This window comes from Methylobacterium sp. Leaf118, from assembly GCF_920984675.1.
Lineage (GTDB): Bacteria > Pseudomonadota > Alphaproteobacteria > Rhizobiales > Beijerinckiaceae > Methylobacterium.
The window spans coordinates 1-21,133 of the sequence record NZ_CAKLBV010000073.1; the positions used below are offsets into that span (position 1 = coordinate 1).

A 21,133-nucleotide genomic window follows, 5' to 3' on the forward strand; every position below is an offset into this window, starting at 1 on the left:
GCGGATGTGGGCTTCGCTCAAACGCCGCGCGGGCTTGCCTGATCCGGGCTCCGCTTTGATCAAGCGGAGCCCGGATCCGGCGGCGAGGGCCGCCAGGACGCTGCGCCCGACCGCGCTCGCGGCGTAGCGGGTGCGCTGGGTCCGGGCGTCCCGCGCGGTCACGCTCACCAGCGTCTCGCCCGCCAGCGTGTCGACCGCCCGCAGCACCAGGGCATGCTCGACGCCGAAGACGCGGGCGAAGCTGCGGCTATCCTCGGCCAGCCCGAGATGGAGCCCGGCGAGGATGCCGGATTCCAGCAGGCTCAGCTCCGGCCGGAGCGCCGCGATGGTGTCGGTGGTCGCCAGAAACGTCTCGGCGTCGGCGGGGGGCGCGCTCATGCGGCCTTCGCCGTTTCGCCGCGGGCGCGGACCTGCACCAGCACCGATTTTGAGGTCGGCGTGTCCGAGAACTCGCCGAAGGCCGAGAGCGGCACCAGCACGTTGAGTTCCGGATAGTAGCCGGCCAGCGCGCCGCGCGGCATGTCGAAGGGCACGAGACGGAAATCCTCCGCCCGCCGCTCCAGGCCGTCCTCCGTGCCGAATCCGACGAGGTCGACCCGCTCGCCGAACCGGCTTTTCAGCGCCGCGAGGTCGTCGGGATGGGCGAAGACGACGCGGCGCTCGCCGTAGACGCCGCGGTAGCGGTCGTCATGGCCGTAGACGGTGGTGTTGTACTGGTCGTGGCTGCGGAAGGTCTGGAGCACGAAGGTCTCGCCGAGGGTGGTCGCCCGCTGGTGCTCGGTCGCCGCCGGCAAGGGGCCGCTCGAGAACGTGGCCCGGCCCGTCGCCGTCTCGAACACGCGCTCGGCGGCGAGGTTGCGCAGCATGAAGCCGCGTGGGCGCCGCATCCGGGTGTTGAAGCTATCGAAGCCCGGAATCGTCCGCTCGATCAGGTCGCGGATGCGGTCGTGGTCGTCGGCGAGCCCCGCCCAGTCGATCTGCTGCGCGCCGACGGTGGCCGCCGCCATCCCGGCGATGATGGCGACCTCGGAGCGCAGATGCGGGGAGGCCGGACGGTTGATGCCGCCCGAGCCGTGGACCATGCTCATCGAATCCTCGACGGTCACGATCTGGACCTTGCCCCGGCTGTTGCGATCGACCTCGGTGCGGCCGAGGCAGGGCAGGACGTAGGCGACCCGCCCCGGCACGAGGTGGGAGTGGTTCAGCTTCGTCGCGATGTGGACGGTCAGCTCGCACCCCGCGAGCGCCTGGGCGACCCGCGGCGTGTCGGGCGTGGCGCGCAGGAAATTGCCGCCGAGGCCGATGAAGGCCTTCGCGGTGCCGTCGAGCATCGCGTGAATCGCGCCGAGCACGTTGTGGCCGTGCCGGCGCGGCATCGCGAGCCCGAAGGTGCGCTCCAGGGCGTCGAGCAGGGCGGCGGGCGGACGCTCGTTGATGCCGACGGTGCGGTCGCCCTGCACGTTCGAGTGGCCGCGCACCGGGCACAGGCCCGCGCCGGGCCGGCCGATATGGCCGCGCAGGAACAGCAGGTTGACGATCTCGCGGATCGTCGCGACCGAATGGCGGTGCTGGGTCACGCCCATGGCCCAGGTGGCGATGACCCGCTCGGCCCCGAGATAGACCTCGGCGGCCGTCTCGATGGCGTCGCGGGTCAGGCCCGACTGGTCGAGGATCGCCGCCCAATCGGTCGCCGCGACGGCGTCGCGATAGGCCTCGAAGGCGCTGGTATGGGCCGCCAGGAAGGCGTGGTCGAGGACCGACGGGCGCCCGTCCGCCAGGGCCGCCGCGTCGCGGGCGAAGACGGCCTTGGCGATGCCCCGGAAGGCCGCCATGTCCCCGCCGGGCTTGGGCTGGAAATAGTGGCTGGCGATGGGCCGGCTCGCGCCGCGCAGCATCTCGACGCTGTTCTGCGGATCGGCGAAGCGCTCCAGCCCGCGCTCGCGCACGGGGTTGAGCACGACGATGCGCGCGCCCCGCTCGGCGGCCCGGCGCAGGTCGCCCAGCATGCGCGGATGGTTGGTGCCGGGGTTCTGGCCGACGACGAAGACCGCGTCCGCCCGCTCGAAATCCTCGAGCAGCACGGTGCCCTTGCCGATGCCGATGGCCTGGGTCAGCGCGAGGCCGCTCGCCTCGTGGCACATGTTCGAGCAGTCGGGAAAGTTGTTGGTCCCGTAGGCCCGGGCGAAGAGCTGGTAGAGATAGGCGGCCTCGTTCGAGGCGCGGCCCGAGGTGTAGAACTCGGCCTGATCGGGATGATCGAGGCCGCGCAGCGTCGCGCCGATCTCGGCGAAGGCCGCGTCCCAGTCCACCGGGCGGTAGCGGTCGGTGTCCGCGTCGTAGCGCATCGGCTGGGTGAGACGGCCTTCGTTCTCCAGCGCGTAATCGCTCCAGCCGCGCAGCTCCGACACGGTGTGCCGGGCGAAGAAGCGCGGCGTGACCCGCTTGTCGGTGGCCTCCCAGGAGACCGCCTTCACCCCGTTCTCGCAGAACTCGAAGGAGGAGCCGTGGGCCGGATCGCCCCAGGCGCAGCCCGGGCAGTCGAATCCGTCCGGCTGATTGGCCGAGAGCAGAGCGCGGGCCCCGGAGAGCGGCGCGCGGCTGCCCAGCAAGTGCTTGCCGCAGCTCTTCAGAGCCCCCCAGCCGCCCGCGGCGGAGGAGCGCTTGGGCGATCCGTCAGTACGGCCCATGCCGATTGTCCTGGGAAAGGTGTGTGCGCCTGGAGTTAAGCGCGCGCGCCTCAGCCCCACAAACGTGAAAGTCTCGGCCCTCTCATGCGCAGAACGCGTGCCGCGCCATTTTGCGGCCTGAGCCATGCGTTTAGAACAATACTTCTTACGGTCCGCGCGGCGGTTGCGTGTCGGAGCTCGGCGCCGGGAGGCCTCATGACGAGGTTCTGAAAGCCCTTGTGCCGGAAACCGAGCTTAGCTTTCATCATTGCAACTTATGATCGGTCCGAGATCGTGCGGTGGATCGGACCGAACCCGAGCGTGGGGGGGCGCAGGGTGGGGCGATCGCTTCCGAATGGGCAATGCCGCCGGCGCCCGCCTGGATCATGTGCGTCCCAGCGACATCGTTCATTTCGCCAGAAAGGGTGTGATTTGGGTTCGCGCCGGAACGGGCGGAATCTCGACCTTCGGGAGCCCACGGACAAGCAAGGCGCGTTGGTGGCGGCTGCCCGCCGGCTACGATCATGGGACTCTTCTTCTCGTCGAGAACGACGAGGGGGACAATTGGGAGTTGGGAGCCGAGTGTTGATATGCCGCTGAGCGAATTTAAATCTCTGCTTTCCCTGGCAAATCGTCAGTTCCGCTGAACCGGCATCGTTCGGGTCGAGGCACTCATGGTCAGACTCACTCCCAGGGCCCTGCGGTTCGCCGAGGACGCGGCGTCGCATTTCATCGATGCCGTTCCGCCCCGTCACGAGCGGCAGGCGGAGTGGGAACGCTGGCGCGAGAGTCGCGAGGCGGCCCTGCAGCGTGTCCGTCGAGGTGCCGGACGTGGTGGCGCATGTGTTGATGTCGGCGGTCGCCTATTGGGTCGAGGAGAGGCAGCACACCTCCAACGAGAACGGCGAGGATTCTGACCTCGGCAACGATCTCGCCTTCCTTGAGAACGTGCTCGATGTCCTGCGTGCCGAACGGATCGAAGCCCCGGGAAACTCGCTCTGATCCCCATCGGCGATGATCGTCACGCGTCGCCGATCGCCCGCGCGTAAAGGGGTTGAGACGTCGTGACAACGGGCGTCCGCCGGGCGCAGGGAACAGGACCATCGGTCCGGTTCCCTGCAGATCGGTTTGACGGTTCGAACGAAGTTGTCCGTCACGCGCCCCGCGCGATCTCCGCCGCATCCCGTCCGACGATCGGCGCGAGGGCCGTCGCGCCCTCCGCCCGCAGCCGGTCGGCGAGGCCGCGCTTGATCGCGCCGACGAGGCCCGGGCCCTCGTAGATCAGGGCCGAGTAGAGCTGCAGCAGGCACGCGCCCGCCCGGATCTTGGTCCAGGCCGTCTCGGCCGAATCGATGCCGCCGACGCCGATCAGCGGGATCCGGTCACCGACCCTGAGGAAGGTCTCGGCGAGGAGGCGGGTCGAGGGCGCGAAGAGCGGCCGGCCGGACAGGCCGCCGGTCTCGCGCGCCAGTGCCGTCTCGGCGAGGCTCGCCGGCCGAGCGATCGTGGTGTTGGAGACGACGAGCCCCTGAATGCCGCGCCGCAGGGCCGTCGCCGTCATGGCGTCGAGGCCGTCGAGGGCGATGTCGGGGGCGATCTTGAGGAGCAATGCGGCCCGTGATCCGCTCGCGTCGCGGGCGGCGACGACGCGGGCCAGGAGGTCGTCGAGGAAGGCCTCGCCCTGGAGGTCGCGCAGGCCCGGGGTGTTGGGCGAGGACACGTTGACGGTGATGAAGGCCACGTGCGGCGCCAGCCGCGCGGTGCAGGCGACGTAATCGGCGAGCCGGTCCTGCGACTCCTTGTTGGCGCCGATATTGACGCCGACGAGGCCCTCGCGGCCGGCCCGCGCCTTCAGGCGGTCGGCGACGGCGTCGAGCCCTTCGCTGTTGAGGCCGAAACGGTTGATCACCGCCCGGTCGCGGGCGAGCCGGAACACCCGCGGGCGCGGGTTGCCGGGCTGGGGCAGCGGCACGACCCCGCCGACCTCGACGAAGCCGAAGCCGAGGCCGAGCATCGCGTCGGCCACCCGCGCGCCCTTGTCGAAGCCGGCGGCGAGGCCGACCGGGTTGGGGAAGCGATGCCCGAACGCGGTCACCGCCAGCGCCGGATCGTCCGGGGCCGGGCGGCTCGGGGGCAGCAGGGCGAGACCCCGCAGGGTCAGGTCATGGGCCGCCTCGGCGTCGAGCCCGTGCAGCAGCGGCCGGGCCAGGGGAAACGCGGCGTGGACGAGGCTCTCGATCATCGGGGCGCGATCTCCTCCGGGAAGACGTGGCGCCCGTCCGCGCCGAGGGGCAGGTCGACGACCGCGCGCACGGCGCTCAAGGGGAGATCGCCGTAGAGGTGGGGGAACAGGGCGCCGCCCCGCGAGGGCTCGAACCGCAGGGCCTCGCCGAGCTGGTCCGCCGCCACGGCCACGAGGAGCAGGTCGCCCTGGCCCGCGAAATGGCGCGCGGCGGTCTCGGCGGCCTGCGCCGCGGTGGAGAAATGGATGAAGCCGTCCGCGTGATCGACGGGGGCGCCGGTGAAGCGCCCCAGCGCCTCCGCCTCCCGCCAGAGCGGTCGCGGGCAGATCTTGTAGACGAGGGACATGCGGGCTCCGGCCGGATCTCCTGACCCGCCGGACGGATAGAGGGCCCCCGCCTCCGCCGCAACCGATCGGATTTCTCACTTCACCCGGCGCGCGCGGGGTGCGACACTGGCCGGCTCCGGGCGTCCGAATTGCGTTCGCCGCGAACTGGCTCTAGTTTCCTATCACTAGGCCGCCTGTCCCAACGATACGCGCCGGGCCGAGGTCGTCATGCTGTCGCACGAGCAGATCTGGGCTGCCATCGATCGACTGGCCGAGCGCTACGGCTACTCGGCCTCCGGGCTCGCCCGCCGCGCGGGCCTCGACGCCACGAGCTTCAACCGGTCCAAGCGGATCGGGCCCGACGGGCGCAAGCGCTGGCCCTCCACCGAATCGATCTCGAAGGTGCTCGCCGCCACCGGCGCGAGCCTCGACGACTTCCTGCGCCTCGTCGACACCCGCGAGCGGCCGGCCCGGGCGATGGTGCCGCTGATCGGCCTGACGCAGGCCGGCTCGGGCCGCCCGTTCACCGACGAGGGCATGCCGACCGGCGGCCCCGGCTGGGACGAGATCGAGTTCCCCGATCTCGGCGGGGACCGCGCCTTCGCCCTCGAGGTGCAGGGCGATTCGATGATGCCGCTCTATCGCGACGGCGACGTGCTCATCGTCTCGCCGACGGCGAGCGTGCGCAAGGGCGACCGGGTGGTGGCGCGGCTGGCCAACGGCGAGGTGCTCGCGAAGGAATTACGGCGGCGCACCGCCCGCACCGTCGAGCTGGTCTCGCTCAACCCCGCCCACGCGGACCGCACGGTGCCGCTCGCCGAAGTCGCCTGGCTGGCGCGGGTGATGTGGGTGCGGCAGTAGGCGCGCGATTCGCTTTGCCGAAGGCCCGGTGCCGGAGAACCGTCCCCAGGTTGGGGGCGTGATCGGCGCGCGCCTCGGCCCCGAGGGGCGCCGCGTCCGCCGCTGCCCGAGGGGAACCTACAGCCCGACGATCCGGTGCGCCACGTCGAGGGCGACGTGGCCCGAGAGCAGGCTCCAGCCGCAGGCGATCATCGTGGCGATCATCACGAAGGGGATCGGCCGGCGCTCCAGCTGACGCCCGCGCAGGGTGTTGCGCAGGATGATGAAGGGCGCCACGAACGCGATCATCGGCAGGGCGGCGATGGCCGAGACCCCGCCCGCCTCCAGCAGGCGGAAGCTCGCCCGGCGGTTGGTCGCGTATTCGAAGGCGCTCGCCAACAGGCCCGACAGCGCGAGCCCGATGATGAGCGCCTGGATGGATTCGAGGGACGTAGGGCTCATGGCCATGACGCGCGGCGCTCCTTCTCAGGATGAGACGCGCAATCTGGCCGATCGTTTACGCCTTGTTAAGGAATATCGTCCCGCACGGTTAACGCCGCCCACAGGCTCCTGCGGGCGGCGGGCGGTTCACGCATCCTCTTCGAGGTCGATGTCGAGGATCGCCATGCGGAAGGTGAACGAATCGTCGCCGTCCTCCTTGTCGTCGGCGAGCACGCCGATCGATTCCTCGCCGATGAACACCTCGGCCGAATCGCCGGTCTTCATCGCGACGACGCGGATATTGGCGTTGGCGAACTTGCGTCGCAGGTAGCCCTGCAGCTTGGCGACCTCGGTCTTGTTCACGCCGGAACCTTCTCGCTTGGGGGAGCCGCGCAGCGACGCCCGAGGCGCGGCGCAGGCCATGCGGGCGGCTTGCCAGATCGCGGGAGGGCAGGCAACCCGGACGCTGCTGAGGATGGCGCAGGAATCGGCGAAGGCCGCGCGGCACAGGAGGCGCCTTCCCGACACGCTTTCGTGGCGGCGGAGCATGGCCCCGGCATTCCGGAACACGACCGACAGCGCCGTGCGTGCCATCATGGGCCGACCGGCCCGCGGGGCGTCGCCCGGGAGGAGCGCTCGCAGCATCGCGACCGGGGCATCGTGCTGCGGCGGCGCGCCGAACGCGTCGAGATCCGGGCCGCCCTGGAGCGGGGCAACCCGATCCGGATCTACGCGAGCCCTGACCGGGGGCGAGAACCCGTGCCGCGTCTCGCCTGCGGCACGAGCTCCGCGGGACGCGGGGTCAGATCCCGCCGGCGATGTCGACGAACTCGCTCATCGCCACGAGCTGGTCCATGGAGCGCGCGGGCTCGGCGCAGCCGGCCGCGCCGACGACGCGGGCCGGCACGCCGACCACGGTGGTGTGGGGCGGGACGGGACGCAGCACCACGGAGCCCGCCGCGACCCGGGCACAGGCTCCGACCTCGATGTTGCCGAGGATCTTGGCGCCCGCGCCGATCATCACGCCGCGGCGGATCTTCGGGTGGCGGTCGCCGCCCTGCTTGCCGGTGCCGCCCAGCGTCACCGCGTGCAGGATCGACACGTCGTCCTCGATCACCGCGGTCGAGCCCACCACGACGCCGGTGGCGTGGTCGAAGAACACGCCGCGCCCGATCCGGGCCGCCGGGTGGATGTCGGTCTGGAACACTTCGGAGGACCGGCTCTGAAGGTAGAGGGCGAGGTCGCGCCGACCCTGGTGCCAGTACCAATGGGCGAGGCGATGCGCCTGGAGGGCGTGGAAGCCCTTGAAGTAGAGCAACGGCTCGATCGCCCGGGTCGTCGCCGGGTCGCGATCCATCACGGCCAAAATGTCGGCGCGCATGCTCTGGCCGATGGCGGGATCGCCGCTCACCGCCTCGTGGAAGCCGTGGGCGACGAGTTCGGTCGGCAGCGAGGCGTGGCCGAGGCGCGCTGCGACCCGGTGGCCGACCGCGGCCTCCAGGGTCGGATGATTGAGGATCGTCGCAACGAAGAACGAGGCGAGCGACGGCTCGTCGCGCAGCACCGTCTCGGCCTCGCTCCGCACCCGCGTCCAGAGCGGGTCGACGATGCCGGCGATCGCCTCGCGCCCGATGGGGTGGAGCGAAGGACTGGCGGACATGCTCTCCTCCTAGGCGGATGCGCCGATGGGCAGGCCGGCCGCGCGCCGCGAATCCGGGCCTCGGGCCGCTCACGGCCCGTCGATGGTGAGAGGGGCCGCGCGGGACGAAAGACCCGTGGAGCGGCCCGGGCAGGCACCGTGGATCTCGCGGACGCGGCGCTCGGGATGAAAACGTCCCCTATCGCACCGCGTCGCGATCGTACAGCTTGGGCCGGCCCCGGGCCGTATCAAGGGGTGCGTGCCGACATGGCCGGGCCGGAGGCGGGCGGCGCGGTCTCGTCCGAGAGCCGGATCGGCCGCTCGGGCCGATCCGCTCAGGCGGCGGGGCGCCGTCCGCCGTTCTCGCTGCCGCCGAAGCGGGCCTGGATCACGCCGATCAGGCGCTGCGCCATGGTGTCGACGGGGACGTCGGAGGTGTCGACCACCGCGGAGGCGCGGGCATAGAGCGGCTCGCGGCTGATCAGCACCGCGCGCAGGTCGTCCAGCACCCAGGTGGGATCGCCCTTGCCCTCGACATGGCCCTGGTCGCGGACCCGCTGGAGATGCTCCTCGGCCCGCGCCCGGAGCCAGATCGTGTAGAAGGACGACAGCAGCAGGTCGTAGGTCAGGGGCTCGGCGACGATGCTGCCGCCGGTGGCGAGCACCATCGGCCCGGGATCCTCGGCGAGCTGACGCAGGGCCTTCTGTTCCAGGCGGCGGTAGCCCTCCTGGCCGTAGATCGCGAAGATCTCCCCCACCGAGAGGCCGTTCTCGCGCTCGATCTCGTGGTTGAGCTCGACGAAGCGCCAGCCGAGTTGGGCGGCGGCCATCCGCCCGAGGGTCGACTTGCCGGCGCCCCGCAGGCCCACGACGGCGACGCGGCGGCGCGCCACCCCGGTCTCCGCCCCGGCCAGTCCGGTCAGCGCGGCTTTCGCCAGGGCGATCTGGTCGGGGCTTGCCTGTTCGAGAAGATCGCGGACCACGCGCCAGTCGGAGGAGGCCTCCTGGGCGGCGACGAGATCGTCGAGGCGCATCCCCATTGCGTTGGCGACCCGCCGCAGCAGGATGATCGAGACGTTGCCCTGGCCGCCTTCGAGCTGGGCGATATAGCGCTCCGACAGCCCGGAGGCCTGGGAGAGGAGCTTGCGCGAGAGGCCCCGCACGGTCCGGGCGTGGCGTACCCGCCGCCCGAGTTCGTTCAGGAAGTTCGCCTCATGCTCGGCCGCATCCGTCATGGCCTTCATCACCTCTCGTCGGCCCGTTCCCGGTCCGCGCCGTCCTCTCAGCCCGCCAGCATCCTGCCACGCGGGCCATCATCGGCACACCCTGCTTGCTGCAGTGCACAATGCAGCCTTAGCAGATGCAGCGATCGGGGCCGAGCCCCATCTGGACGCTCGGTCATGCACGCGCAACCCATAGCCCGAGCGCGCCCTTCATGCGAACTCGGCAGTGAATAATATTTGTTGGTTTGTCACGCCAAGCCGCGTCCTGGCGTCATTCTTCCCCATTCGTCACTCCTCCCCCTTCGTCACTCCTCCAAGTTCACGGTCTCGAACAGGTGGCGCCCGAGCGGATCCATCGTGAAGCCCGTCACCGTGCGCCGGATCGCCACGTGGACCACGGTGTGGGCCAGGGGCACCCAGGGGGCCGCGTCCCGGAACAGGATCTGCGCCTCGCGGTAGAGCCGGGTGCGGGTCTCCCGGTCGTCGGTGCGGCGGGCGGCCTGGATCGCTGCCTCGTAGGCGGGATCGCACCAGCGGGCGAGGTTCGCCCCGCCCGGGGCCGCCGCCTGGCAGCCGAGCAGGACGTTCATGAAGTTGTCCGGGTCGCCGTTGTCGCTGGTCCAGCCGTAGAGCATCGCGGTCGGCTCGCCGGCATAGAGGGCGGCCCGGTACGCGCTCCAGCCGCGGGTCACCAGCCGGGCCCGGATGCCGACCCGGGCGAGGTCGGCCTGGATCATGTCGGCCACCCGCCGGCCGTTGGGATTGTAGGGCCGGCTCACCGGCAGGTACCACAGGTCGATCTCGAAGCCCTGCGCGAACCCGGCCTCCGCGAGCAGGCCTGCCGCCGCCGCGCGGTCGAACGGCGTTTCGGGCAGGCCGTCGTGGAAGGCCCAGCTTCCCGGCGGCAGCGGGTTGCGGGCGAGCCGACCGGCCGGGCCGTAGACCGCCTCGACGATCGCCCGCCGATCGATCGCGAGGTTGATGGCGCGGCGCACCCGCAGGTCGGTCATGGGCGGGCGGGTGGTGTTGAGGGCGAGGTAGGCGACGTTGAGCTCCTCCCCCGACAGGAGCGCGAGATCGGGGTCGGCCCGCACCGCGTCGAGATCGGCGGGACCGGGAAAGGCCATCACCTGGCACTCGCCGGCCTTGAGCTTGGTCAGCCGCACCGCGGCGTTCGGCGTGATCGAGAAGATGAGGCCCTCGATCGGGCGGGTGCCCGCGCCCGGTCCCGTTTCGCCCGCCGTGTCGGCGCCCGGCGGGCGCCAATAGTCCGGGAAGCGGCGGTAGCGCACGGTGAGGTCCGGCCGGAAGCCGGCGAAGCGGAACGGGCCGGTGCCGATCGGGGCGCGGGCGATCTCCTCCTGCGCGCCCGCGGCGGCGAGGTGCTCGGCATATTCGGCGGAGAGGATGCCGCCGAAGGCCTGGGCGAGGTTGGGCAGGAAGGTCGCGTCGGCCTCGCGCAGGCGGAAGCGGACCCGGCGCGCGTCCAGCCGCTCGATCCCCTGGATCAGACGGCCGAGACCGAGATCGTCGAAATAGCCGAAGCGGTCGCCGCCGACCCGATGATAGGGGTGATCCGGCTGCCACTGGCGGAGGAAGCTGAACAGCACGTCGTCGGCGTTGAGCGTCCGGCTCGGCACGAACCGGGCGTTGGCGTGGAAATGCACGCCCTCGCGCAGGGTGAAATCGTAGGTCCGGCCCTCGTCGGACACCGTCCAGGATTCGGCCAGCGCCGGGCGCAGGGTCGTCGTGCCCGGCACGAACTCGACCAGGGTGTTGAACATCTGCCACGTGACGTTCATCGCCGTCGTCGTGGTGACCCGGCCCGGATCGAGGGATTCCGGGTTGCCCTCCGAGCAGTAGACGAGGGTGCGCGCCACCGCCGGCGCGGCGCCGGCGAGACTGGCGAAACCAGCCAGGCCGAGCGCCAAGCGGAGCCCCAAGCCGGCGAGGAGGCGCGCGCTCGCCCTCACGGCGCTCCGGCTCCCGCCGTCGCCCGCAGGGCCGGCCGCTCGCCGGCCGGTTCGCGGGGGAACTCGACCCGCACGGTGGTGCCCTGACCGGGCTCGCTCTCGATGGCGATGCGGCCGTGGAGCTTCACCGTGACGAGGTTGTGGACGATGTGCATGCCGAGCCCGGTGCTGCCGCGGGAGCGGGCGGTGGTGAAGAACGGATCGAAGATCCGGGCCAGGTTCTCGGGCGCGATCCCGCCGCCGTCGTCGATCACCTCCAGCCGCGCCAGCGGTCCGGCGCTCTCCGCCCGCACCACGATGGTCCCGGGCTCCCCCTGCTGGGCCTTGTGCACGAAGCCGTGGGTCACGGCGTTGGTGACGAGGTTCGTCACCACCTGCGCCAGCACGCCCGGATGGGTGTCGACGACGATGCCCGGGGCGCAGTCCGGCCGGATGCGGTGGCCGCCCTTGCGCAGCATCGGCTGGAGGCTCGCCAGCAGCTCGTCGAGCCAGACATCGAGGGGAAAGCTGCGGCGCTCGTCGCTCGCGCGGTCGACCGCGACCTGTTTGAAGCCGTGGACGAGGTCGGCCGCACGGGTGAGGTTGGAGCAGAGGAGATGCGTGCCTTCGCTGACCCGGTCGACGAAATGGGTGAGGCGCGAGCGCGACAGGGTGCCCGCCGCCACCACCGCCTGGAAGGCGCGGGTCTCGTCGCGCACCAGCGTCGCGGTGGTGAGCGCGATGCCCAGCGGCGTGTTGATCTCGTGGGCGACGCCGGCCACGAGCTGGCCGAGGGAGGCGAGCTTCTCCGCGCGGATCAGGTCGTCCTGGGCCTGACGCAGGTCGAGAAGCGCCGCGTCCGCCTGATCCTTGGCCCGGCGCAGGGCCCGCTCCCGCCGGCCGATCTCGGTGACGAAGAAGTTCGTGGCCCGGGCGATGTCGCCGAGCTCGTCCGCCCGCTGGGTGCCGGACAGGGCCGCGGCCTTCGGATCGGCGGCGAGGGCGATCATGTCCCTCTGGAGTTGGCGCAGGGGCACGAGGATCGAGCGGGCGACCGCGAGGGCGGCGAGCGCCCCGAGCAGCAGCCCCCCGGCGGCCCCGACAAGCAGGAGCTGGCGCAGGAAGGCGCCGAACCGGTCCGCATCCTCCAGCGCGGCGTCGTTGAGGGCGCTCGCGCTGGCGCTCATCGCCGCGGCGAGGCCGTCCATCTCGGCAAGGGTCTCGTTCTGCCGCCGCAGGCCGCCGACGGTCGTCGCCAGCCGGTTGCGCCATCCGTCGATGGCATCGACCATGTCGCCCTGGATCAGCGGCGAGATCGGCAGGTTCGCCGCGCTCGCCGAGAGGCGCTCCCCCTCCGCCAGCATCGCGCTCGCCGCATCCGGATCGCGCCGGGCGAGAGCGTCGGCGGTGCGCTGGCCGAGCTTGAGCGTGGAGATGCCGATGTTCTGCGTGGCCTGCTCGGTCTCGTTGGCCTCGATCGCGTAGCCGAGGAGCTGAGCGACCTCGTCGTGCAGGGTGCGCTGCTCGGAGGCGACGATCTTGATCCGGCGCTCGGCCCATTCGCCGAGCCCGGGACCCTCCGGGCCCGTCCCGTCCGCCGGGAGCAGCGCGTCGAGTTCGGCCGCCTCCTGGCTCCGTCCCGCCCCGCGCAGGGAGGCGGCGAGGTCGCGTCCGGCATGGGCGAGCCCGGCCTCCGGGCGCGGCGCCGGGGAACCCGACCCGGCGGTGCGGGCCCGCGCGAGATCCCACCGACCGGCGGCGAGCGCCAGGGCGTTGAGCTGGGTGACGGCGTCCCGGATCGTGCGCAGGCGCTCGACCTTCCCGGCGAGCGTCCGGGCGAGGTCGGCGTTCGAGCTCTGCTGGCGCAGGCGCGCCTGCTCGGAGAGGTCGATGAGCCGCCCGGCGCGCCGTCCCATCTCGGCGATCAGGCCGTCATTCTCGCGCGTCAGGGCCGTGAGGTCGCGCATCCGCCCGGTGGAGAGGCCGAGGGTCCGCTGCGCCGAGGCGACGCGCTCGGCCTGACCCGCGGTGCGGGCGTATCCCCGCAGGCTGTCGAGACTCCGGCGGGCGTCGCCGGCGAGGGTGAAGAACCGCTCCTCGCGGGGCCCCCGCTCGCCCGGGCGGGCGGCGACGTAGGCGTCGCGCTCGGTCCGGGCAACCGTCAGGTCGTGGTAGATCCGGGCGGCGAGTAGGGCGCCGGTGCGGGCACGCTGCTCCTGGGCGAGCAGGACCCAGCCCGCCGCCGCGATGGCGGCGGCGACCAGGATCGGGACACCGCCGACAAGGGCAATCTTTCGCCCGACCCGCATGCTCGCCCCGTCGAGGCCTCCCAGGAAGGCGATCTTCCAGCGGCCGGGATCGTTGCCGGAAACGCGCAGCGGGACAAGGCCTTCGGGCCGGCGCGCGGGAACCGGGTTCACCCTCCCTGCGCCGCCACGCTCGCCGAAGCGCGCGCCGGTCTCACCGGTGCTTCACATCCGGACCAGGGCGGAGGGCCGGCGCTTGCGCACGGGGGCCTCGCGGCCGGGCCCACCGCCGACGAATCGGCCGTCCTTCGCGGGCGGGGCCGCCGCGGTGCGCCCGGTCCGGCCCCCGGTCTGACGCGGACCGTGGAGGATCTCGCGCAGGGTCGCCAAGGCCTCGGGGGAGGCGTCGAGCAGATCCTTGGAGAAGTGCGGCATCGCGAGTCTCCTCGAAAGCAGATTCCGACGAGCCGGCCAGCGGGTCATCGAAAAGAAAGGCGTTGGAACGACGAGTGCGGGATGCCGGCCCGATGCGGTCGGACTGGATCGGGTCCTAGAGGATCGTCCCGGATCTCGCATCCGGGGCGGCGCTCCGGAGTCCTGTTCTGCACTGTCTTTTTCTATGGGACCGGACATCAGCTTTCGAGACGCTGCGCGCAGCTGTTGCTCTGTACCGTCTCTTTTCCGAGGGCCGGAAAACCGATTTCGGGAAAATGCTCCCGGTTCTTGGTGGGCATCGTCTGTCTTCGAGAGCCGCGAACCTGCTTTCGGGACGATGCTCTAACGCTTGGTCAGGGCGATGACCCGCACCGCGCGGCCCTGCGCCGAACATCCCGCGGGCTGCGCCACGGCGGCCGGGCGGCAGGCCGGCTTGGTCTCTACCGTCTCGGATTTCGAAGCCACCGGCTTCCCACCCTCGACCTTCGCCCCCTCACTCTTGGCGCCCTCACTCTTGGCGCTCTCACTCTTGGCGATCTCGGCCGTGGCGACCGCGACCCGGGCCGCCGACGCTGGGCGGGCCGGCGGATCGACCCAGCCCTTCGCGGGCACGGCGGCGGCATCCGCCCCGGCGAGCCCGGCCACGAGGCCGGCGGAGAGCAGCGCGCTCGCTGCGACCATCGACATCCATCCCTGCATGACACCCCCCTCACGGCCTCGCGGTCGCTGATGAGGCCGTTCTAGGCGGGGTGGATGTCCGGGGTTTTGCGTCGTTCGTCACAGGATCACGGGATGGCGACGGATTGTTGCGTGGGGGGCTTGTCCGACGCAACAATGGGCCGCCGGGACTCAATCGCCGTCGGGACGGAAGACGTAGCCGAGGCCGCGCACGGTGCGGATGTAGCGGGGATTGGCCGGGTCCGGCTCGACCTTCTTGCGGATGCGGTTGATGCGCACGTCGATCGCCCGGTCGAAGGCGTCCGGATCGCGGGCATCGGCGAGGTCGAGCAGGCGCTCGCGAGACAGGGCCCGCTTGGGATGGTCCGCGAAGGCCTTGAGGAGATCGAACTCGGAGCGGGTCAGCGCCTGCTCCACGCCCTCGTCGTCGCGCAGCCGCAGGGCATCGAGTTCGAGCCACTTCGTCCCGAACCGCACCCGGCGCGCGGGCGCCTCCGCCGGGGCGGGGGCGGGCGCGGCGGGAGCCGTCTGGGCGCGCCGCAGCACCGAACGCACCCGGGCGACGAGTTCGCGCAGCTCGCAGGGCTTGGGCAGGTAATCGTCGGCCCCCAGTTCGAGCCCCACCACCCGGTCGATCGGGCTCGCGGTGGCGGTCAGCATGATGATCGGGATGCGGGTGCGCGACTTCAGGTCCCGCACGATCGAGAGCCCGTCCTCCTCCGGCATGTTGAGGTCGAGCACGACGAGGTCGGGGGTGCGCGTGGTCAGGTGGGCGCGCAGGGACCGGCCGCCGTCGCACAGGGCGACGTCGAAGCCGTGGAGGCGCAGATAGTCGCCGACCATCGCCCGGGCGTCGGGCTCGTCGTCCACCACGACGACGTGCGGGCCGCTCGTCTGGGAGCCGGTGCTCGGGGGGGCGGGGATTGCGGAAACCGTCATCGCGGGGACGCTCCGGCGATCGGCAAGATATCGTCCGTCATCTCCTCAGCTTTCCTCGATGTCGAGCCCGTCTCCGCTGGAAACGCCCGGCCACTGATCGGCACAATGCCCCAATCGGGGCGCATTGGCGACGCGGGCGCGAGGCTTCCGCACAGACCTTCGCCCGGCCCGTCCACAGGATCGGCGCGGCCGGCCCGATCTCGCGCGTGCCTGTCAAGAAACCGCGGCGGCGGCGGCGTTCGCGCCCTGTAGAGACGGCCTATCTTTCACCAAGATTTCTTCATCTGTCGTGGACTGGCCGTGGACGCGCCGATCTCGGCCGGCACCGAAGGGTGTCGGTGCGTGCGTTTTGAAACGGCCCGCGTGTCGCCTCCCGCCGCAGGAGGGCGCCACGATTGCCGCAAGGGGGCCGACCATGGACGACGACCTGCTCGAACTCATTCCCGACGAGGCCCCGGCCGCCTCCGCCCGCTCGGGATGCTGGACGATCGCGCTCGTCGACGACGACCCGGCGGTGCACGAGGGCACCCGCTACGCCCTGGCCGGCTACGAGCTGGACGGGCGGGGGCTGGAGATCATCTCGGCCTATTCGGCGGCGCAGGCTCGGGTTCTTCTTGCCGAGCGGCGCGACATCGCGATCGTCCTGCTCGACGTGGTGATGGAGACCGACGATGCCGGGTTGCAGCTCGTCGACTACATCCGCCGCGAGCTGAAGGAGGAGACGGCGCGGATCATCCTGCGGACCGGGCAGCCGGGCCAGGCGCCGGAGCGGCGGGTCATCGTCGATTACGACATCAACGACTACAAGGCGAAGACCGAGCTCACCGCCGACAAGCTGTTCACCAGCCTGACCGCGGCGCTCCGGGCCTACCAGCAGCTCAAGCGGCTGGACGAGACCCGGCGCGGGCTCGAAATCATCATCGATGCGGCGCCGATGCTGCTCGACCAGAAGTCGATGCGCCGGCTCGCCGAGGGCGTGCTGACCCAGGTCGCCTCGCTCCTCAACGCCGATTGCGCCGGAATCCTCGTCCTGCGGGAGGGCGAGCGCGACGAGGCCCGCGACGAATCGGGCGGCTACAGCGTCCTGGCGGGGTCGGGGCTCTACGGCGGCTATGTCGGGCAGGCGCCCGGCGCGCTCTCGCCGGAGATCCGGCCGATCGTCGAGGAGGCGTTCGCCGTGCGGCGGCACAGCTTCGGCGAGCATTGGTCGACGCTCTATGTCCGGACCGCGAGCGGCAGCGAGATCGTCGCGCTGATCGACACCGACCGCCCGCTCTCCGCCACCGACCGGGCGCTCATCACCCTGCTGACCGGGCGCCTGTCGATCGCCTTCGACAACGTGATCCTCTACGAGCGGCTGCAGCGGGCCAACATCACCCTCGAGCAGCGGGTGCTGGCGCGCACCGCCGAGCTGATCCGGGCCAACCGCCGGCTCGACATGCAGCGCTCGGACCTGCGCCGGGCCAACAGTCTCAAGACCGAGATTCTGGGCACCATCGCCCACGACCTGAAGAACCCCCTCGCGGTGATCCTCGGCCGCTCCGAGATGCTGGCCGACCTGATCGGGTTCGGCCCCGAATCGGGGCCGGGCGGGGATCCGCGGGCCGCCATGGGGGTGCAGGTCGAGCATATCCGCAGCTCGGCGACCCGGCTGATCGGCATGATCGACAGCCTGATGGCGGATGCGATGAACGACGCCCTCGACATCACCCTGCGGCGCGAGCCCGTCGATCTCGCCGGGCTCGCCCGGGAGGTCTGCGAGGCCAACCGCCCCCTGGCCGATTCGAAGGGCCAGTGCCTGACCACGGCGCTGCCGGCCGAACTCTACCTGTGCGGCGATGCCGAGCGCCTGCGCGAGGCGCTCGACAACCTCGTCTCGAACGCGGTCAAGTACTCGCATCCCGGCGGCGCCATCGTGGTCTCGGTGCAGGAGGAGGCCGGCCTCTATCTCTGCGCGGTCGCCGATGAGGGCCCCGGCCTCTCTCCGGAGGATGCCGGCCGCCTGTTCGGCCGCTACCAGCGCCTCTCGGCCAAGCCCACCGCCGGCGAGGGCTCGACGGGCCTCGGCCTCTCCATCGTCAAGCGCATCGCCGAACTCCACGGCGGCCGGGCCGAGGCGTTTTCGGAGGGGCCGGGAAAGGGGGCGGTGTTTTCAGTCAGGTTTCCGAAGGAGGCGGTGGCGTTGCTGTGAGGGGGCAGGGGCAATAGCGCAAAAGGGTTGTAACGGCCGAACGTCAGGGATGCTACAAGGCTCGGATGCAGTCCACTCGCATCATAATTGGAAAAATTTCCACATTTGCAGCGGATTGTTTGATTTGCATATGGGCCGTGTTGTGGAGCAATGAAGAAAGTTTATGATTATTTTATATTCTAAAATACATTGCCATTTTCATCTCTGGGAGCGGTTAGTTTGAGCTTTCACCAAGATGATTTAGAAGTGGTTCCATTTCGCTCGGAGTCAAAGGCCAGCTTTCCACCGCTCGTCCGCCACGTTCGGAAATATCCAAGTACGCTAAAAGCACGGAAGGCTGGGAAAAAATCGGATTGCGCTGAGCAATGCCCTCTCTGATTTTAGTCACAAGGAATGGTTTCTCGGCAAGGAGACGCCGAAGCTTTTCAGCATAATTATTTTGGGCCTTTTCCTCGTATGACCCTAAAAGCAGGCCCTCCAGCACGGTTGGGCTGGGCTCCAAGCCTACTGTATCTCGATAAACAGCGCTCAGGTTTGCCGTAATTTCCCGAACTGCTGCGAGAGCTTCCTTCACCTGAATATCGACTTTTTCGAAGTAATCATTCGTGGCTTCCAGCAATGCCATTGACTTTGCAGCATTTCTTCGCATGGAAGGTGTCGCCTGAATCTGTGGCTTATAAATTGTGTCATGTGTCAGCTCGCTATATGCATGTTGAAGGATTGTCTTGATCTGCAACTCACATGGCGTTCCGGCTGGAATCTGCACATCACCGATCGTGAGAGCCTCCACCGGCCTCACGACAAAGTGAACAGCGGCGTATTCAAAAAGCACCGGGTTCTTGTTTTGTTCTTCATCGTAGTCCCTATCCTTGCTGTGTGTCCACCCCTTCATCGCCTCGACGGCTGCGACAACTTTGTCCACGTCGCTGCCTAATAAGACTACAAAACGCGTTCCGACCTTGTCTTCAATGCTTTCGTAGGGATCTCTATAGTTTTTGTTCCGAAAGAACGCTTTTTCTATTAACTTTTTGTCGGCCTTCAGGCGCGGTTTGACTGCGGTCTTGAGGAAATGATCTGTGTCGAGAGGGGCGATAGATTTTCTGAGTGCGTCCGTGATGCGATCCGAGACGTGCTGCCCCCAAGCCAGATAGGCGGCACGCTCAGCCTCCCACCGTTTGAGGAACGCCTGCTCCTTGGTTGGCGCCCTGTTCATTCCTGCGCCTCAATCGCACCGCGGATCGTCAACCGCGTCCAGTGCTTTCCATCAGGTGTGTCGAAAGCCTCAATATCTACCAAATCATTAATGGCCTCGGGCGGCCCAGAGAGCATGATTTTGCTGGGAAATTTCAAGCGACGCATGCGAAGAGAGCCTCCTACTTCACTCAAATCCTTGGCAATCGCCGCATCAGGCACGCGTTCGCGGCGCATGTGATCAACGTAAGTACCGCGCAAGGCCGGGGGTAGGTAGGTGTCGGCGAAGTGGCCAACTTGAACCGTCGGAGCCTGTTCAGTTTTTAGGTAAGAGTATAACGAATTGTATAAATCGACTTTATCCGACTGCGGAATTTGTGCGGATTTTATGTACGCTTTTGTTGTGTCAAAAAATTTCTTCACCTGTTGCGCGCTGTTTTGCGGTACATCTAGACCAAGATAAGCGCTATGAAAATACGCTGCCGCTCCGTCCCGGTGCGAGCTGGTAAGCTGATAATCATAGACGGTGGGCTTCCAGTCCTCGACCGGAATTGGTGAATCAGCCTCTCCGCCGATGAAGAGCCCAATCTTATAAAGTTTGGTCTTTGGGCTTAGAAAAAGACTATCAACGAAAGTTGCTTGCATATTGTTTTGTTTCATGAATCCTTCATGGAGCTCGGCCTTCATGATTCCAAAAAAATGCCGTTCAGGATAGCCTACGGTTCCATCAAAAACGACTGTTAATCCTCCTGGTATCTGTCTTGAGACCTGAGCCTCTGCTAGCAAATCTGCGAAAGATCGCGACTGCTGTACAAAATCTTCGTCATCGGCATCGACGATCGCAACCCCACGGCCAGCAATACTGGTAGCGTCTGTGAGCCGTAGAGCCATTTCCATGCATTTGGCGTCCCGTTTGAAGGCCGAATGCACGCGACTTTGAAAGGCGGATAGTCCTTTATCATTGAGCGCAAGAAGGCCATTTGAGTACGTCGGCGTACGCACATTGCCGTCGTCGCCACGCTTATATACCTCGTGAAGGCAAACACGGCGGATAGTCAGATTTTCGAGCGGCATTACCTTCCCCGACCGCATCCTGCTTAGGCGATCCTGCGGATGAGGGCAGGTCGTAGCGCGGTTCGCGAATCACAGCGCCAAGCTTGAGCTTGTCATAGCTTGAGGTTGTGTGCGACCCACTTTGCGCAACATCTGAGAAGCGCGACAGGCATGTCAGAATCCTAAAATCCGCATCCTCCGCGCAAGGAGGCTTGGGATGCCGATAAGGCTTTGAAGCTAGAAAAATTTAGGAAAATAAACTTGACAGCGCCCCGCTCCTTCGGCTAACCTCGCCACTCTCCCAAAATCCGCCTCCAAAAAAAGGTCCCAAAACATGGCCTGGGCGCCTCTTCATGGGCCGGCGGTGCGGCGGGCCGTGGCCGATCTCATGCGGGGGAGCGATCTGACCGCCCAGGAGATCGCGACGCGGACCGGGGTGCCCTATGCCACCGTGTGCCGATGGAACCGCATCCAGGGCTGGCGACCGGCGGTGCTGCGGTCGCGGGAGGCGCATCGGCCGCAAAAGTGGTCGGACCAACGGGTGGCGGCGCTCGGGCGGGTCGTGCGGGTGCCCGGCGTCGATCCAGGCGACCTCGCCGAGGCGCTCGGGGCGCGGCGGGACCGGGCCGAGGCCCTGTTTCGCGCCTGCGGCCTCTCGGAGGCCCTCGACCGCCGCTCCGCCGTCGGGCGGGCGCAAGGCGAGGGGGGCTTGCGGGCGGCCTTGCGCCTCCACGTCGCCCGGCAGATCGGCGCCTTCGATGCGCTGCTCTGCGCGCAGAACCGCCCGGGCGTCAGGCGAGGGGTGGGCAAAGGGGCTGGCAAAGGGGCGGGGCAAGGGGATGGGCAAAGTGTTGAGCAAGAGGGAGGCGACGGCCCGCGCGCGAACGGGCGCCCCCCGGGACGCGTCAGGGAGAGCCGGCCCCTCGACACGGCCAGGATCCTGCGCGACCTCGCCGGCCTGAAGAAGCTTCTCGACGGGCTCGGGCCGGAGCCGGAGCCGGTCGCGCGGCCCGGCGCGGACGGGCCGCCCCTCGACGTGGTGGCCCTGCGGGCCGACATCGCCCGGCGCT

At 69.1% G+C, this 21,133-nt stretch carries 18 protein-coding genes and 1 pseudogene; 4 read left to right on the forward strand and 15 right to left on the reverse strand.

Annotation, left to right across the window (positions count from 1 at the left end):
• Positions 1-78: 78 nt before the first annotated feature.
• Both LW587_RS20900 and LW587_RS20905 read right to left on the reverse strand, forming a co-directional pair.
• A pseudogene (locus LW587_RS20900) lies at positions 79-378 on the reverse strand (hypothetical protein); the annotation flags it as partial.
• Positions 375-2,687: an FdhF/YdeP family oxidoreductase gene (locus LW587_RS20905; RefSeq protein WP_232631517.1), complete on the reverse strand. Its 2,313-nt coding sequence runs from the start codon at positions 2,685-2,687 to the stop codon at positions 375-377. The gene LW587_RS20905 and the pseudogene LW587_RS20900, both read right to left, overlap by 4 nt.
• A gap of 789 nt (positions 2,688-3,476) precedes the next feature.
• On the opposite strand from LW587_RS20905, the gene LW587_RS20910 reads away from it, so the two are divergent.
• Positions 3,477-3,668 carry a hypothetical protein gene (locus tag LW587_RS20910; RefSeq protein WP_232631518.1) on the forward strand — a complete coding sequence of 64 codons (192 nt, stop codon included), beginning with the start codon at positions 3,477-3,479 and terminating at the stop codon, positions 3,666-3,668.
• Positions 3,669-3,819: 151 nt separating this feature from the next.
• Here the strand turns inward: LW587_RS20910 and LW587_RS20915 are convergent, their stop codons facing one another.
• On the reverse strand, positions 3,820-4,908 hold the full coding sequence (locus LW587_RS20915; protein WP_232631519.1) for a quinone-dependent dihydroorotate dehydrogenase: 1,089 nt from the start codon (positions 4,906-4,908) through the stop codon (positions 3,820-3,822).
• A complete protein-coding gene (locus LW587_RS20920; RefSeq protein ID WP_232631520.1) occupies positions 4,905-5,255 on the reverse strand; it encodes a DUF952 domain-containing protein in 351 nt (116 codons plus the stop codon). The genes LW587_RS20915 and LW587_RS20920 overlap by 4 nt, the downstream gene beginning before the upstream one ends.
• Positions 5,256-5,463: 208 nt before the next feature.
• On the opposite strand from LW587_RS20920, the gene LW587_RS20925 reads away from it, so the two are divergent.
• On the forward strand, positions 5,464-6,096 hold the full coding sequence (locus LW587_RS20925; RefSeq protein ID WP_232631521.1) for a S24 family peptidase: 633 nt from the start codon (positions 5,464-5,466) through the stop codon (positions 6,094-6,096).
• 117 nt (positions 6,097-6,213) lie between these two features.
• Here the strand turns inward: LW587_RS20925 and LW587_RS20930 are convergent, their stop codons facing one another.
• The 9 genes from LW587_RS20930 to LW587_RS20970 all read right to left on the reverse strand — a co-directional run bounded on the left by LW587_RS20930 (position 6,214) and on the right by LW587_RS20970 (position 15,628).
• Positions 6,214-6,543 (reverse strand): DUF6949 family protein, encoded by a 330-nt coding sequence (locus LW587_RS20930; protein WP_232631522.1) that lies wholly within the window; start codon positions 6,541-6,543, stop codon positions 6,214-6,216.
• 120 nt (positions 6,544-6,663) lie between these two features.
• Entirely contained in the window at positions 6,664-6,879 is a 216-nt protein-coding gene (locus tag LW587_RS20935) for a DUF3126 family protein (protein WP_232631523.1), read from the reverse strand.
• 439 nt (positions 6,880-7,318) lie between these two features.
• Complete coding sequence (gene cysE, locus LW587_RS20940; protein ID WP_232631524.1) at positions 7,319-8,176, reverse strand: serine O-acetyltransferase; 858 nt, start codon at positions 8,174-8,176, stop codon at positions 7,319-7,321.
• Positions 8,177-8,490: 314 nt separating this feature from the next.
• Positions 8,491-9,399: a helix-turn-helix transcriptional regulator gene (locus LW587_RS20945; protein WP_269780359.1), complete on the reverse strand. Its 909-nt coding sequence runs from the start codon at positions 9,397-9,399 to the stop codon at positions 8,491-8,493.
• Positions 9,400-9,683: 284 nt separating this feature from the next.
• Positions 9,684-11,351, reverse strand: coding sequence for an ABC transporter substrate-binding protein (locus LW587_RS20950; RefSeq protein ID WP_232631525.1), 1,668 nt, complete (start codon positions 11,349-11,351; stop codon positions 9,684-9,686).
• Positions 11,348-13,639 carry a sensor histidine kinase gene (locus LW587_RS20955; protein ID WP_232631534.1) on the reverse strand — a complete coding sequence of 764 codons (2,292 nt, stop codon included), beginning with the start codon at positions 13,637-13,639 and terminating at the stop codon, positions 11,348-11,350. The genes LW587_RS20950 and LW587_RS20955 overlap by 4 nt, the downstream gene beginning before the upstream one ends.
• Before the next feature lie 162 nt (positions 13,640-13,801).
• The gene (locus LW587_RS20960) at positions 13,802-14,011 is read right to left on the reverse strand and encodes a hypothetical protein (protein ID WP_232631526.1); all 210 of its coding nucleotides are present in this window, start codon (positions 14,009-14,011) and stop codon (positions 13,802-13,804) included.
• A 342-nt stretch (positions 14,012-14,353) separates the two neighbouring features.
• On the reverse strand, positions 14,354-14,692 hold the full coding sequence (locus LW587_RS20965) for a hypothetical protein (protein WP_232631527.1): 339 nt from the start codon (positions 14,690-14,692) through the stop codon (positions 14,354-14,356).
• 168 nt (positions 14,693-14,860) lie between these two features.
• Positions 14,861-15,628, reverse strand: a complete 768-nt coding sequence (locus LW587_RS20970; RefSeq protein ID WP_232631528.1) for a response regulator — start codon at positions 15,626-15,628, stop codon at positions 14,861-14,863.
• A gap of 415 nt (positions 15,629-16,043) precedes the next feature.
• Here LW587_RS20970 and LW587_RS20975 point away from each other — a divergent pair, with 415 nt between their 5' ends.
• On the forward strand, positions 16,044-17,819 hold the full coding sequence (locus LW587_RS20975; RefSeq protein ID WP_232631529.1) for an ATP-binding response regulator: 1,776 nt from the start codon (positions 16,044-16,046) through the stop codon (positions 17,817-17,819).
• Between the two features lie 214 nt (positions 17,820-18,033).
• Here the strand turns inward: LW587_RS20975 and LW587_RS20980 are convergent, their stop codons facing one another.
• The gene (locus LW587_RS20980; RefSeq protein ID WP_232631530.1) at positions 18,034-19,032 is read right to left on the reverse strand and encodes a GTP pyrophosphokinase; all 999 of its coding nucleotides are present in this window, start codon (positions 19,030-19,032) and stop codon (positions 18,034-18,036) included.
• Entirely contained in the window at positions 19,029-20,084 is a 1,056-nt protein-coding gene (locus LW587_RS20985; protein WP_232631531.1) for a nucleoid-associated protein, read from the reverse strand. Before LW587_RS20985 ends, LW587_RS20980 begins: the two co-directional genes overlap by 4 nt.
• A 355-nt stretch (positions 20,085-20,439) precedes the next feature.
• Between LW587_RS20985 and LW587_RS20990 the strand changes: the two genes are divergently transcribed.
• Positions 20,440-21,133: hypothetical protein (locus LW587_RS20990; RefSeq protein ID WP_232631532.1), on the forward strand; the 694-nt coding region annotated here is incomplete at its 3' end.

Coding starts and splice junctions, on each gene's coding strand:
- LW587_RS20985 (WP_232631531.1), bottom strand. CDS start 20,084: ATGCCGCTCGAAAATCTGACTATCCGCCGTGTTTGCCTTCACGAGGTA.
- LW587_RS20975 (WP_232631529.1), top strand. CDS start 16,044: ATGGACGACGACCTGCTCGAACTCATTCCCGACGAGGCCCCGGCCGCC.
- LW587_RS20980 (WP_232631530.1), bottom strand. CDS start 19,032: ATGAACAGGGCGCCAACCAAGGAGCAGGCGTTCCTCAAACGGTGGGAG.
- LW587_RS20970 (WP_232631528.1), bottom strand. CDS start 15,628: ATGACGGTTTCCGCAATCCCCGCCCCCCCGAGCACCGGCTCCCAGACG.
- LW587_RS20920 (WP_232631520.1), bottom strand. CDS start 5,255: ATGTCCCTCGTCTACAAGATCTGCCCGCGACCGCTCTGGCGGGAGGCG.
- cysE (WP_232631524.1), bottom strand. CDS start 8,176: ATGTCCGCCAGTCCTTCGCTCCACCCCATCGGGCGCGAGGCGATCGCC.
- LW587_RS20960 (WP_232631526.1), bottom strand. CDS start 14,011: ATGCCGCACTTCTCCAAGGATCTGCTCGACGCCTCCCCCGAGGCCTTG.
- LW587_RS20925 (WP_232631521.1), top strand. CDS start 5,464: ATGCTGTCGCACGAGCAGATCTGGGCTGCCATCGATCGACTGGCCGAG.
- LW587_RS20905 (WP_232631517.1), bottom strand. CDS start 2,687: ATGGGCCGTACTGACGGATCGCCCAAGCGCTCCTCCGCCGCGGGCGGC.
- LW587_RS20945 (WP_269780359.1), bottom strand. CDS start 9,399: ATGAAGGCCATGACGGATGCGGCCGAGCATGAGGCGAACTTCCTGAAC.
- LW587_RS20955 (WP_232631534.1), bottom strand. CDS start 13,639: ATGCGGGTCGGGCGAAAGATTGCCCTTGTCGGCGGTGTCCCGATCCTG.
- LW587_RS20965 (WP_232631527.1), bottom strand. CDS start 14,692: ATGGTCGCAGCGAGCGCGCTGCTCTCCGCCGGCCTCGTGGCCGGGCTC.
- LW587_RS20930 (WP_232631522.1), bottom strand. CDS start 6,543: ATGGCCATGAGCCCTACGTCCCTCGAATCCATCCAGGCGCTCATCATC.
- LW587_RS20915 (WP_232631519.1), bottom strand. CDS start 4,908: ATGATCGAGAGCCTCGTCCACGCCGCGTTTCCCCTGGCCCGGCCGCTG.